Below are 14375 nucleotides of genomic sequence, written 5' to 3'. Positions count from 1 at the left end.
TTCAAACAAAGGTTTTGCTTTGCATCCTCTTATTCTTACATGATATATTGCATTTTCTGCTTTGACTCTTGCCTGTCTAGCCAAAATAAAATCCCTCCTAAAATGACTATTCTTATCTAAAGCTTTGACAGTATATAAATAATTAATCAAGAACAAAGCAACTTTTATATAATAAAAAAAGTTATTGCAAAGCTAAATTGAATTTAGCTTTGCAATAACTTCTTAAATCTATAATTTTAATCTTTTTTTTAGTGTTAACCCTATTGTAATTGCTGCTATGTACTTTATTATATCAACTACGATAAATGGCGCTACACAAACTATTAATGCATCTTTCAAAGTAACTTGTGCTAAAAAAGCATATTGCACAGCCCCCAATCCATAATTTATAATCATAGAACCTACTACACCTAATATCATATAATATAATTTATCTGTCTTATAGGATATATAGCCCATTAATGCAGCTATTAAAGGAAACGATAAAATAAATCCTCCAGTATAACCTACGATTAAATGAAAACCTCCACTAAGCTGTGTAAAAACTGGTATTCCTATAGCACCTAGCAATATGTATATTATCTGTGATATAAAACCTCTTTTGCTGCCTAAAACAACACCAGTTAGAACTACTGCAAAAACCTGCATTGTAATTGGAACTGTTGAAAAAGGCAAGGGAATCGCTATCTGTGCAAGAAGTGCAGTTATACTTACAAATAGCCCACATATTATCATATCTTTAACTGTAATTTTCATATCTTCCTCCGTAAACTTTATTTTATATTTTAAGTTTACAATCCTTTTTGAATATCGTCAACCTATTTTTTATATAAGATTTACAATATACTTTAATATTTATAAAATACGTATTAAAGTAAAAATAAGGCACTTTTTTAGTGCCCTACTTTATATTTGTTTATTTCTATTTTAACACCAAATGATCTATTAATCCTTTTAAAGTATTATCCTCTAATTTTTCATTCTCTATACTTGTTTTTAATATGACTTCAGCTTTATTTATATCAATATTTCTTTTTATTAATTCCTTCTCAAAAATTTCATTCCATTTTTTCGCCCAAGATTTTTTATCATTTTTAATAATTATCCTTTTTAGTGATTGATTGAATGCTAAATAACAAGCTATAAGCGTAGTTTCGCTACAATTTTTTATCTCATCATTTAAAGCATAAACTATATATGATAATCCTTTATTTAATAAGTTTTTATATATAGTTATTTCTTCCTTTCCTTCAGTAAATCCTATAATAGACTTAGCTGTATATAGTATTTTATTTTCACTAGTATCTACTATTGAATCTGAGAACGCTCCACTTGCAAATTGGTGAGACGCTAAAATTCTCATCATTTCTTTTCTAGTAGCTTCTGAAAAATCTTTATTTAAAGAATTTCTATAATATACTCCACAAAAATCATCTATATTATCACTTTCCTCATATTTTATATTAACTGGTAAAAACTTTTTAAATGCAGTGTTTAAAACTGGATCATACACCTCTTCTATAAGAATAAAGGATGTTTTGCTTGTTAATACTCCAACTTTTTTAGATAATTCTATAAGTTTATTTTTCATAGAATTATAAACTTCGCCTCTTTCAAATCTTATTCTTTGTTCAATAGAATCACATCTTTTTTTATACCAAACTTTCTCTATAACATTTGCATTTTCTTCAAGCTCCAAATTGTTTAAACTAACTCTCCTTTGAACTCTTCTCTCTCCAACCATTCCTGTTAAAGTAACTAATCCTTCTGCTTTACCTCTTACTTTAGCAAATATAGAAAATGGCTCTTCATCATACATATACTCTATAGTTCTAGGATATGTTTTTTCCACATTCATATCGCCAAAATCTAATTCTATATCTGTGACTTGCAGTCCTCTTATTCTATTAAATTGGCTTAATATAGTATCCTCAATTTTATTATTCTCATTTATATACTCTGCCTTACCATAAGTTATTCTAGCTAATTTGTTTATAAAATAAGTATTTACTGATGCATCTATACCAAAAGGGAATATCCTACTATTTTCACAAACTTTTTCAACATAGTCTAATATCTCTTTTTCATCATCTACTATATCATCAGTAAATAGTAGTATAGTATTTTCCTTTCCTTTATGGTCATCCTTTAATCCATGTTTTATTCCTTCAAAGATTAGCGCATCATCTTCACATTGAAGATTATCAATAAATTTTGAAGCTAAAATTAAGTTTTCTTCATTATATAAGACTTTTCCACCTTCATTAAAATAATGAAGCGTATCACCCATAGCAACTATATTAAAAGTATCTTTATCATTTAAGCTTCTAAGACATATTTGAAGGGCGTTTTTAGCTTGTAATAATTTTTCTCCCTCCATAGAACTAGATATATCTACTAAGAATTCATACTCATGTACCAAATTTTCTTCTTCCTCTTCTATATCCGGCATAAATCTTAAATATAGTATATTACTATTATCTTTAGGATTTTCATATATCATTCCTGTTGTTTCTTCTAATTCTTTTTCTGTTATATAGATAACTAAATCTCTGTCTAAATATTCTGTTTTATTAAAATAAATTTTATATATATATCCATCGCCTTTTTCAACTGCTATATCATGAGTAGAGCTTTCAAATTCTACTTCATTAAAAGGTTCAACTAATAAATTTAAATAGCATTTATAATCATTTTCATTCATTAAATTTTTGCTATTTTCTATGTTTATAGGTTCAACAATTTGAGGTATCGTAAGTTTTAAACTTTCTTCTTCATATTCTAATTCTTCTATATATGATATTTTAAGCTTTATAGTTTCTCCTGATATAATTTTTCCTATAGAAATTTTAAAGTCATTTGCATTAATTTCTTCTAATAAAAAATTAGAACTTTGTTCTTTTAATTTATCGCAAATCTTTTCTGCTTCTTCTTTACTTTCAATAGTAGTCTTTATAGTTCTTCCACCAATATTTGCTTCAAATCCTGAAAGTACTGCTGTTTCTGGAATTGGGAATGTAAATACCGCTTCTACATCATTTCCCCCTCTATTCTCATAAACATAACTTGTAGAAAACTCTACAAACTCTCCACATACGTAGCCCGTAACGTCAACTTTATCTAGTATTACATTGTTATCAGTATCGTATATCAAATTAGGACTTTTCATAAATTACCTCTCCTTTAAAGTTTCTCTATCTTTAAATTTGTTAATAACTTTTTAAATACTATAGGATTCCAAATTAAATTTTAAACTTATTCATTTATCAAATGAGAAAATTTAAATTAATATTTTATCAATAACTAACAGATTATTTTAGTTAAAAGTTAAGAGTGAATAGTGAACAGTTGTGGTTATTACTACTCACTTCGTTCCTAGTAATCCCCAACGTACCTTTTTATAAATTTGCAAAGCAAATTATATTGATAGATTTTTTTAAATCATTTTCAGAAAGTGGTTGCCACTTTCATCCTAAATTCATAATTCATAATTCTTAATTCTTAACTAACTATATTTGTACTTATTTTTCTCAACTGATAACAAAAATTTGATGTATAAATTTAAATTTGAGCTTGTTTCCCTATATCATTGATAATAAAACTTCAAAATAAACTTAGATTTTTGGCCTCGTTAATCACATAATTTATTTTAAATAAATACTTAATATATTATTCTTCTAGTTGTTCAATTATGTATTTATCTAAGACTAAAATCTTTATAAATTTATCATAATCATATATTAATATAAATTTTATCAAATAATTTAGAATAAGTTAAGATTATTTTGAAATTTGTTTATTTTTAAAGTAATAAATATATTTGTCGTGCTTAATTTTAAAAATAGAGCAAATTTATTTTGCTCTATTTCTATATTAATATTTATCTAAATCTCTAATAATATACTAACCAAATGCTTATCTTATTACTCTTAAATTTTCTTTTTTACGGCATTTTATAAAACTTCAATTTATATCAAATATTGATTTTCTAAATTATATTACCTTTTTTATTTAAATACATTTCAGATTCATCTTTTATAACTTTTGCCACTCCATCATAAAAATTTTCTACTTCGTCATATTCAAATGGTATTATCACTTGATTTCTTTCATCAACAAAACCCCATTTATCATTTAACTGTACTGAGAATAATCCTTCATTAAAATCAAATACATTTTCGTAATTACAAGGTATAACAATTTCACCAACTTTATTTATAAACCCATACTTATCCCCATCAAATATAGCTGCGTACTGAGAAATAAAATTATCACACCATATATATTTATTTTCTATAGCAAATTCACCTGTTTTATCTATAAAACCATAAAAATTATTATAACTTACCGCTGCTAGACCCTCATTAAATCCATTAGCAAATTCAAATTCTTTATCAAAAACTTTTTTTCCATTCTTATCTATAAAGAAAAACTTGTCATCTATAGCTACTACAGCTAGACCATCACTAAAACTGCTTCCAAAATCATATATAAAGTCCACTACAACTTCTCCACCACAATTTATAAATCCAAATTTTTCCCCTTTTCGTACCAAAGCTAATCCTTCCTCGAATTGACTTGCATCATCATAAGAAAAAGGTATAACAACTTCACCTTTTTTGTTTATGTATCCATATTTTCCTAGTAATTTTACACTTCCAAGTCCCTGTGTAAAACCTTTAGCTTCTTCATATTTAAGTTTTATAATTTCTTTTCCACTCTCATCTATGTAACCAAACTTATGATGTATTTCTACAACTGCAACATCTTCATTAAAATAATTTATATCATCATATTTAGGATTTATAATCACTTTTCCATCCCTATTTATAAATCCACATAATCCATCTATTTCTACCAAAGCCATATCATTTTCAAATTCATCTGCAAAATCAAATTTATAATCTATAATTAAATTTCCGTCTTCATCTATATAACCGTACTTATCATTTTTTTCCTTTGGATATAATTTAAATTCCATTTAACAACACTCCTAACTATATTTCTATATCTTTCAAAATTATATAATACTCTATTGTACTTAAATAGTAAAGCCAATGGATATTAAACCCATTGGCTTTTATATGGATAAAATTTAAGGTATGGTGCTATAGGTTTTGCACCATTTAATAAATCTCGTTAACTATTTTATTTTTACATATTTAGGCAAACCATTCTCATATTGAATTTTAGGTTCACCAAATATTAAAGGAAGTGTATATTCATAAGCTTCATCAGTTACATTGTTACATTCACTATTAATCCAATTTTTTGGAAAGTATTTAACCTTGTTTGCGACTAGATTTGTGCTTAAAGTAAATACTTCTGATTTATATGGAATATTATTTACTCTTTTTATAGCAACCATATAACCACTTTCTATATTTTCACAATTTTCTAGGGCAAATTCCCCTAAATTATATGCTTCTTCTATATCCCTTTGAGATGCATAATGCATAGAACATCTTTGAAGTGTAGATAATTCAACTGCTCTTACCTTTTTTACCCCACTTTGCTTTAGTAAATTTTTAAGATAATTGGCTACACCACCTAATTGAGCATGTCCAAATTTATCAGTACCAAAGGAATTCATTTGTGATATGAAATTTCCATCCCTATCTCTTAATCCTTCTGAAACAACTATAGTTACTGTATTTTTAACTTCAAGCTTTTTCTTCACATCATATAAAAATTTCACTTTATCAAAAGGCATTTCTGGTATATATATAAAATCAACTACTGGCTTATTATTTATTCTTGCAATAGTTGCACTTGCAGCTAACCATCCTGTATCTCTTCCCATAGACTCAATTATAAAAACATTTTTAGTGTTGTATACATCAGCATCTAAACTATTTTCCAGTGCCGTTGTTGCTATAAATTTAGCTGCACTACCAAAACCTGGTGTATGATCCATAACATCTAAATCATTATCTATAGTTTTAGGTATTCCTATAAACTTAATATTAGAATTTATCTCTTTTCCGAAAATGCTTAATTTATTTACTGTATCCATAGAATCATTACCACCGATATAAAAAAATGTATCTATATGATATTTAGAAAGTAATTCAAATAATTTTATGTACTCTTCTTTAGAACTATTAGCATTTTCTAATTTATATCTACAAGATCCCAACCCTGATGATGGAGTATATTTAAGATTGCAAACAATATCTTTATCAATTTCAGATAAATTTACTATATTCTCATTTAATATGCCCTCAATCCCATTTATACCTGCATACACATTATCAAATTTTTTATATGTTAAATTTTTTTCAAAAACACCTATTACACTTGAATTTATAACAGAAGTTGGACCTCCTGATTGAGCTATTAAACAATTTTTCATACGCTTTCCTCCAACACTAATATAATTTATATTTAAAGGTAAATCTATTTTAAATTATGTATATATCACTAAAAATGTTAAACACTATTTATTTTCAAAATATCAATATAGTATAATACTTTAATCAAAAATACTTTTTTCTTTAAAAAGTATATCACATTTCTTTTAATAAGGCTATACTATTTATTTTATTTTTTACTATTTTTTATACTTATTTTTTATTATCTAAAATAACATATTTTATTTAATTATTAACTGTATGTTAAATAATGTTATAATTAGCATATAAATAACTATTGTGGAAAGGGATGAAAAATATGATTTCATTAATTATAGGGGCAATTTTTTTTATTTTAGGAATTATTATGTTTGTCCAAACTCTTATAAAAAAAGAAGCCTCATCTAGCAATTTATATGGCATTTCTAAAGAAAAATATATAGTTGCAAACAAAGAAAACTTCACTAAAATTATGATTAGACAAAATTACATATGCTCAATATACATTATGTTTTTAGGAATACTTTTAATTTTAACAAAGGAATCTATACTGACCAGTTGTGGAGCTTTTATTATGATTATACAATTAATATGTAGCCATTATGCAAAGAGATATGTTGAAATACTCTAATTTTAAAATGATTATATTTTTTAATCTATACAAATTATAAATATATATGTATAGATTTAAATTCCGTACTATATATTAATTGATTTTAAGAATTAAGGGGAATTATAGTGAGAAAAAATAAATTATTAAATGTTCTTAGATTAGCTACTTTGTCAGTGGCTGTGGTATGTATTTTAATAGATTTAATTAAAGGTAAATTTGGTTCATATTGGTTAATAGTATGAATTTCAATGATTCTATCATCTATAATAAGCCTTAGTATACATAAGCTAGTAAAAAATAACTAATGCAAAATTTATTTTATTCCTAATTAATTATGTTATTAAATAAAAAGGACAGATATATTTGCCCTTTTTATTTAATATTCACATTTATTATCTTTACTCTAATGGTTCTACTTGTGGTGAATTTTTAACTAGAATTATATATTGAAAATAGTCTGTTGTTACTTTATCATTATCCAATATAATTTCATCTCCAATTAATAAATTTTGATCTAAAGTTTTTGAGTATGGTGATTTTTCTCCATTTAATTTAATTATGGAGTTATCAGTATTTATGTGTTTTTCAATTATATTGTTATTATTATAATCTGTGTAATTAATTACACCATTTAAATAGTGATTGCAGTTTTCATATAATGTCATTATAGTGATCATTTTAACATTATTATCTTCATTAATTAACGTACCAAAAGATTCATTTTCTTTTAACTCATCTGATAAGTTTATCCCTGAAGCAGTATAGCAATGTTGTCCGCCAAATTGTCCAAAATATTTTCCTTCATTAAAATATTTTGATATTGTTTTAAAATTGTTATACATAATATTGTCTCTAATATTAGTAATATTGCTTAATATCTCATCTAAATTTTTATTTTCATCATCAAAATTAACAGCATTTTGAGTATTGTATATTGAATTTAATACTAAAAATAAATTTCTATTATTTTCTTTGCTTAAATTTTTCTTATAATAATCTTTATACCCATCCATTTCTTCATATAACTTCAAAATAGATTGTTTTATATTGTTATAATCTTCCTTATTAACACTATTATTATTTGCTACTTCAGTACTTATTTTATTAATTTCTATAATTTTGTTAAGATGTTCTTTACTCTTGCTATCCAATTTTATTTTAGATAATTCTTCTTGTAGATAATTTAATGTTTCATCAGTTGTTGCTGCATCTATACCCAAAGTAATAATTCTATCCTTTTTATCTAAACTTGAGTTGAATTTATATAATTCTTTGTAAAATTCATAGTCTTCTTTATTTGAAAAATATATATCATCTAAAAGCTTTTCATCACCTGTATCCAAGTATCTATTTATTTTTATACTATTAACATAGCTACCTTCAAGCAATAGATATTTTAAATCAAAATTTTTGCTCATATACTTTAAAAACTTCATCTTAATAGAATAATTAGCTTTAGTTCCATGGCCTTCACCTATTAAAATCAAATCTGATTTTTTCATATCTGAATCTAGAAAGCCTAAATTTGAAAAATCATCAACTTCTTCTAAATTTAATGCCTTAACATTTTCATTTAAATAAGCATTATACATTTCTTCTGTAATTTTTTCTTCTTCACAACCTATTAAAAATACACATAAGAACATTGTAATAATAATTACTGAAATTTTTTTCATTTACACTCCCCCCTATTCCTTAAACCCCTAGTTATATTATAATGTATATAAATGTAATTCACTACCTATGATAAATATTCTTAAGATTTTATTACAATAATATTTTTTAATTTTTAAAATTTACTTACCAATCTTCTCTAAACTTTTTTATTAACATAACATGATTAAATATTTAATCATGCTATAGAGTATACATTTATATTGTAAAGTGATAAAATTATATCTAGTAATTAATACCATTTCCATGTTTACTTTAGGGGTTTAGGGGGATTAATCAATGAAATTTTTAAAAGATTTATTTGATTTAGACATATTTAAAAAGTGTAAAATTATTGCTGGTGAAAAAGGATTAGATAGATCTGTAAACTTTGTTAATATTTCTGATACAGACGATATTGCTTCTATGTTAAATGAAAACGATTTGCTTTTAACTACAGGATATGGGTTTAAAGATGATGCTAAAAAATTAAATAAATTCATTATATCTTTAAACAATATCGGGGTCTCAGGATTAATAATAAAAGAAAATAGATTTATAAAAGAAATTCCACCATCAGTTGTTGAAACTGCTAATCAACTCAATTTTCCAATATTAATTTTAACAGGAAACAGCACATTAGGTGAACTATCATCTCATATAACAGGATATTTATGCAACTATAAAAGCGCTGAATTATTTCACGCAATAAATTTACAGAAAGAATTCACTGATATGATGCTTAAAAATCATAATATAGATTACCTTTTACATAAGCTTAGTTTAATAATTGACACTTCTGTTGTTCTTTTAGATTATAAGCTAGATATTATAAGTGCTTCTACATACTTAGATAAAAATAATGATATACTTATTGAAAATATTATCTCAATTATAAAATCAGATAAAGACAAATATGGTTCTTGTACTAATGAATCATTAGTAGATGTTAATACATCGGAGCAAACTACTTTTTCTACCTTTATTGTTCCTACAGTATATCATATACCTAATATATTAATAGTGTTAGATTCAAATAAACTTATATATCCATTATCTAATACATCTATTGAGCAAATAATTTATGCTTTATCTTTTTGTATCATAAAGAATCAAATGCAATTTAAAAATAAAAGTAAAATTAAATCTACATTCTTCTTTGATATGTTATATGGCAATATATCTAACACATCAGAATTTATAAAAAAGGGATCTCAATATGGACTAAAGGATAGTTGTAAATATATGTGTATAACTGGTTCATTTGATTTTTATAATCCCTATAAAAATTCTGAAATAGCAAATCAAAACAAGGTATCTTTAGCTACTTTTCATTTAATTAACAGTGTAGAGAAAAAATCAAAAGAATTAAATTTAGATACCATTGTTTTTACTCAAAATACTTATTTTATAATTATTATTCAAATAGAACAATACAATAATGTTATTCAAAAGCTTATTGAGGATTTAATTTTTAGTGTTCAAAAGGGTTGTTTTGATGATATGCCTGTTTCCTTTGGTGTAAGCTCACCAGTTAGAAATATAACTAAGATTAAAAATGCTTATTTAGATTCACTTCAAGCTTTAAATTTAGGGTATGACCTACAAAAGTCCAACTTTGTTCAATATTATAAAATTCAAGAAAGTAGAGATATACTTCAAATGCTTCCTGAAAAAACTTTAAAAGAGTTTTCTTCAAACATATTAGGCAGACTAGTTTTAAAAAGTTCTAAAGAAAAAAATATACTTTTACAAACACTAAAAGCTTATATAGACAATAAATATGATTTATCTAAAACAGCAAGGGCCTTATATGTACATAGAAATACTGTAAAATATCGTTTATCTAGATGTGAAGAGCTTCTTGATATGTCTTTAAATGATAGTAGTGATTCTTTCACTATTCAATTAGCCTTAGAAATTCAGTCCATGCTATCTTAAAAATATAATTCAAAGAATACTTAAAAAAGTATGAATCAAACGATCTTCTAGTTTGATTCATACTTTTTTTATAGCTACTATTATTATTTATCCGAAATTAAAGTACCTGTATTCCCCTTTATGCCATCTTTTGCCTTTTCTAAAGATGTAATAAGAGCCTTACGTCCTTTTTTGCTATTTGCAAATTTTAATGCAGCCTCTACTTTGGGTAGCATAGATCCCGGTGCAAAATGTCCTTCTTCAATATATTTTTTAGTTTCCTCTATACTCAATTGGTCTAACCATCTTTCATTAGACTTTCCATAATTTATAGCAACTTTATCTACAGCAGTTAAAATTATCAAATAATCTGCATCTATAATTTCTGCTAATTTTTCACTGGCAAAATCCTTATCTATTACCGCCGGAATACCTACTAGAGCCCCATTTTCTTCTACAACTGGTATACCACCACCACCTACTGTAATTACTACATGTCCATCTTTTATAAGTGATTTTATAACTTTTTTTTCAACTATATCTGTTGGTAATGGTGAAGGTACTACTCTTCTATATCCTCTACCAGCATCTTCTAACATAGTATATCCTTTTTTTCTTTCTAGCTCTAAAGCTTCTTCCTTAGAATAAAATGATCCAATCGGTTTAGTTGGGTTTTTAAATGCTTTATCATTTTTATCTATTAAAGATTGAGTTATTATTGATACTACATCTTTATCTATGCCTCTATTTCTAAACTCTTCTCTTATTGCCTTTTGCAGGTGATATCCTATATATCCTTGACTCATAGCCCCACACTCTGGCAGCGGCATTTCTCTAGATTCCATAGCTAGATTTATCATTCCAACTTGTGGACCATTCCCATGGGCAATTACTACTTCATTACCTTCCGCTATTAAATCGACTATGGAATTAGATGTATACTTTACTGCCTCCATTTGCTCCTTACAATTATTCCCTAAAGCATTTCCACCTAACGCTATAACTATTTTATTCCCCATATTATCCCCCACTGCACCATCTTTATTATTTAACAGCAAATGCACCTTTATGATCATAGTTATTATAATGTACATCATCTGAAGTTAAGTAATTATATATCTCATCTACAATTTCAATTCCATCTCTTTTATAATTTTCTTCTCTTATCATACTTGATTGACCTGGATATCTTACACTATCAAACCCTGATGCGGGTTTCATAGTACTTAAATCTTCCATAGTCTGATCTATGTTTTCTAAGAATTTTTCCACATTAGTGAAATATGCTGGATTAATAACTATGTTTAATTGTCCTAAGTTTCTATCCTCTGTTAAATCACTGTACATAGAAGTAACCCTTTTTCCGAAAGGCAATCCAAGTAATACCCCTGATAAAACATCTACCATCATTTGTAGTGCATATCCTTTAGGACCTGCTATCGGTGTAAGAGCATTAACTTTTAATGGATCTCCTGTTGGATTTCCATCTTTATCAACAGCCCACGTAGGGTCAATTGGTGTACCCTTAGATCTTGCATGTAATATTTTTCCCCAAGCTTGAATAGTTGTAGCCATATCCATCATTAAATATTTTCCACTTTTACTTGGAGTTGCAAAAGCTATTGGATTTGTTCCATAATAAGGTTCAGTTCCGCCGTAAGGAACGCACATTGGATCTGATTGACATAAAGCAATTCCAATTAATCCTTCACTTGCTGCTTGTTGAACAAAATATGAAAGAGCTCCAGTATGTCCAACTCTTCTAACTCCAACTATCGCAACACCATTTTCTTTAGCTATTTTTATAGTTTCATCCATAGCAAGTTTTGCTGCTACATGTCCTGCTCCATTGTCCCCATCAAATATTGCACTACATGGACCAGTTTTTTCAAAAGTAAAGTTAGGATTTTTATTAGTTCCACCCTTAGATATTCTTTCAGCATAATACTCAACTCTCATAGCTCCATGTGAGTGTATACCTCTTGCGTCAGCATGTGCTAATACATCCGCAACAATGTCTGCATGCTCTTCTTTTAACCCAGCTTTGTGTAATTTATTTTTCATAAGTTTGTGCAACTCTGCTTTTGTTAATCTCATTTTATAGTCCCCCTTATAATATGGATTTAAATTTGCTGATTCTATAATAGGACATCCCTATTACAATCTTTTGAGTAAATATATGATAAGTTTTCTCTTCCTACTCCATAACAACATTGTGGTACATACGGTCCAAACCATATATAATCATTTTTCTTTACTGGTATCCATTGATTATCTAGATTATAAACACCTTCTCCTTGTAATAAATACGCTCCATGTTCTTGTACATGTGTTTCAACAAATGGATGACATGCTCCCGGATAGAAAGTTAATATATGGAAATTCATATCAAAAGCAATATCTTTTGGCAGAAAATCTATTATTTTTACATTAGTCATATCATCATAATCTAATTCCGGTTGCTCTTTTATACTAGAAACTACAAGCCAAGGTTCGTGTCCTTCTAATGGTTGATATTTTTGTTTATATAAGAATATTTTAGAATCATTTTCATTTATATTTTCTAAATTCATACTTTCCTTTGGAGGACAATATACATATCCTCCACCTTCAATTATATGTTCTTTATCTTTTACAGTAACTTTGATTTTACCTTCAATACAATAAACAAAAGTTTCTATTCCATATCCACCAAATCCTTTAGTTGTTCTTCCTGTTTTACTCATTGTTATTATATAATCTACAAAACTTGAACCTAATTTTGGTGAAGCAAGTATTGAAACTCTACAATCTTCAAATCCTGGAACTACATTATTTACTAGTCCTTCAGGCGCTATTAACGCAAAACTTCCGTGTTTAATTATTGATCTTGATGCTAATAAGTCATTTGGATATCCCATTTTAATTCACTCCTATTTTATTTAATTTATTTTTTTCTATTATGGCTACCATACCTAAAAATATTCCAAGTATAGTATCTATACCTGATGTATGCCCTTTTTTACTTACATTAATTAATTTTTCTTCTATTATATCTAAGTCACTATCTAACATGGCTTCACATAAATCATTAATCATATGACCCACTTTACCTTTACATCCATACATTAGATATTCTAAAGAAATATCTGTAGTTCTTTTCCTACCTTTATTTTGTAAATATTTATAAAGCTCCTTAGACATATTATCCTCTCCTGATATTTTTAGAAATGAGATTAACCCAAGAATTAAATCATCACCACTAGGTGTTAATCCCTTTCCTCTACCAATGAAATAGCTAAACAAATCTTCTTTTTCTCTATTAAACACTACAACATTTTTAAGTCTGATAATATTATTATAAAACTCATCAATTTGAGTATTTTCATTATACGATAATCTTTCTAAAAACTCTTTATTTGATTTAGAAAATCCATTTTGTATATTAGAATTTTCTATAAAGTCACCTATTATTTTTAAATTTTTTTTAACTGTATTGCTATTAAAATTTTTATTTTTTATGGTGTATTCATATTCTCCATCTAAAATACTTAGTTCTAACCCTATATTATTAAAAATAACTTTTTTATTTTTATAATTTATTGATACATTATCTCCTACCGATAAATTATAAGTTAAATATTCTATTATACTATCATTTACTTCAATACTAAATGGCAACTTCATATTAACATTTCCAATTATATTAATTAATTTTGAACTTATCTTTATATTTAAGCTTTTTTTAAATATACTATGAATTTTTCCATATTCCTCATGAAATTCGCCACTTTCAAAAAAATTATTTTCACTTAAAATATCTTTACTATACTGATTTGCTTTTACAGTATACATAT

11 protein-coding genes are annotated in these 14375 nt (G+C 26.3%); 2 read left to right on the top strand and 9 right to left on the bottom strand.

All coding sequences use genetic code 11. From position 1 onward, the window contains the following. Window positions 1-228: 228 nt before the first annotated feature. The 4 genes from ACYUE0_RS08230 to ACYUE0_RS08215 all read right to left on the bottom strand — a co-directional run bounded on the left by ACYUE0_RS08230 (window position 229) and on the right by ACYUE0_RS08215 (window position 6355). A complete protein-coding gene (locus tag ACYUE0_RS08230) occupies window positions 229-756 on the bottom strand; it encodes a biotin transporter BioY (protein ID WP_460270178.1) in 528 nt (175 codons plus the stop codon). A gap of 166 nt (window positions 757-922) precedes the next feature. After that, the gene (locus ACYUE0_RS08225) at window positions 923-3169 is read right to left on the bottom strand and encodes a VIT and vWA domain-containing protein (RefSeq protein WP_460270177.1); all 2247 of its coding nucleotides are present in this window, start codon (window positions 3167-3169) and stop codon (window positions 923-925) included. 819 nt (window positions 3170-3988) lie between these two features. Then, window positions 3989-4981, bottom strand: a complete 993-nt coding sequence (locus tag ACYUE0_RS08220) for a WG repeat-containing protein (RefSeq protein ID WP_460270176.1) — start codon at window positions 4979-4981, stop codon at window positions 3989-3991. 162 nt (window positions 4982-5143) lie between these two features. Continuing rightward, window positions 5144-6355: a 6-phosphofructokinase gene (locus tag ACYUE0_RS08215; RefSeq protein ID WP_460270175.1), complete on the bottom strand. Its 1212-nt coding sequence runs from the start codon at window positions 6353-6355 to the stop codon at window positions 5144-5146. 317 nt (window positions 6356-6672) lie between these two features. On the opposite strand from ACYUE0_RS08215, the gene ACYUE0_RS08210 reads away from it, so the two are divergent. Beyond that, window positions 6673-6984, top strand: coding sequence for a hypothetical protein (locus tag ACYUE0_RS08210; protein ID WP_460270174.1), 312 nt, complete (start codon window positions 6673-6675; stop codon window positions 6982-6984). A gap of 380 nt (window positions 6985-7364) precedes the next feature. Here ACYUE0_RS08210 and ACYUE0_RS08205 read toward each other — a convergent pair whose 3' ends face one another. Beyond that, window positions 7365-8642, bottom strand: coding sequence for a TraB/GumN family protein (locus ACYUE0_RS08205; protein WP_460270173.1), 1278 nt, complete (start codon window positions 8640-8642; stop codon window positions 7365-7367). 277 nt (window positions 8643-8919) lie between these two features. Here ACYUE0_RS08205 and ACYUE0_RS08200 point away from each other — a divergent pair, with 277 nt between their 5' ends. Next, window positions 8920-10560 (top strand): PucR family transcriptional regulator, encoded by a 1641-nt coding sequence (locus ACYUE0_RS08200; protein WP_460270172.1) that lies wholly within the window; start codon window positions 8920-8922, stop codon window positions 10558-10560. 83 nt (window positions 10561-10643) lie between these two features. Here the strand turns inward: ACYUE0_RS08200 and arcC are convergent, their stop codons facing one another. The 4 genes from arcC to ACYUE0_RS08180 are packed head-to-tail and all read right to left on the bottom strand — an operon-like array spanning window position 10644 to window position 14373. Beyond that, complete coding sequence (gene arcC / locus ACYUE0_RS08195; protein WP_460270171.1) at window positions 10644-11558, bottom strand: carbamate kinase; 915 nt, start codon at window positions 11556-11558, stop codon at window positions 10644-10646. Window positions 11559-11583: 25 nt separating this feature from the next. Then, window positions 11584-12636 carry an ureidoglycolate dehydrogenase gene (allD, locus tag ACYUE0_RS08190; protein ID WP_460270170.1) on the bottom strand — a complete coding sequence of 351 codons (1053 nt, stop codon included), beginning with the start codon at window positions 12634-12636 and terminating at the stop codon, window positions 11584-11586. A 41-nt stretch (window positions 12637-12677) separates the two neighbouring features. After that, window positions 12678-13439 carry a (S)-ureidoglycine aminohydrolase gene (gene allE, locus ACYUE0_RS08185; RefSeq protein WP_010296845.1) on the bottom strand — a complete coding sequence of 254 codons (762 nt, stop codon included), beginning with the start codon at window positions 13437-13439 and terminating at the stop codon, window positions 12678-12680. A gap of 1 nt (window position 13440) precedes the next feature. Next, window positions 13441-14373 (bottom strand): oxamate carbamoyltransferase subunit AllH family protein, encoded by a 933-nt coding sequence (locus tag ACYUE0_RS08180; RefSeq protein ID WP_460270168.1) that lies wholly within the window; start codon window positions 14371-14373, stop codon window positions 13441-13443. Window positions 14374-14375: the final 2 nt, after the last annotated feature.

It is taken from the genome of Clostridium sp. CTA-19, from assembly GCF_054767855.1.
The sequence above is the reverse complement of the archived record's forward strand: the minus strand, read 5'-3'. Positions and strand labels throughout refer to the sequence as shown.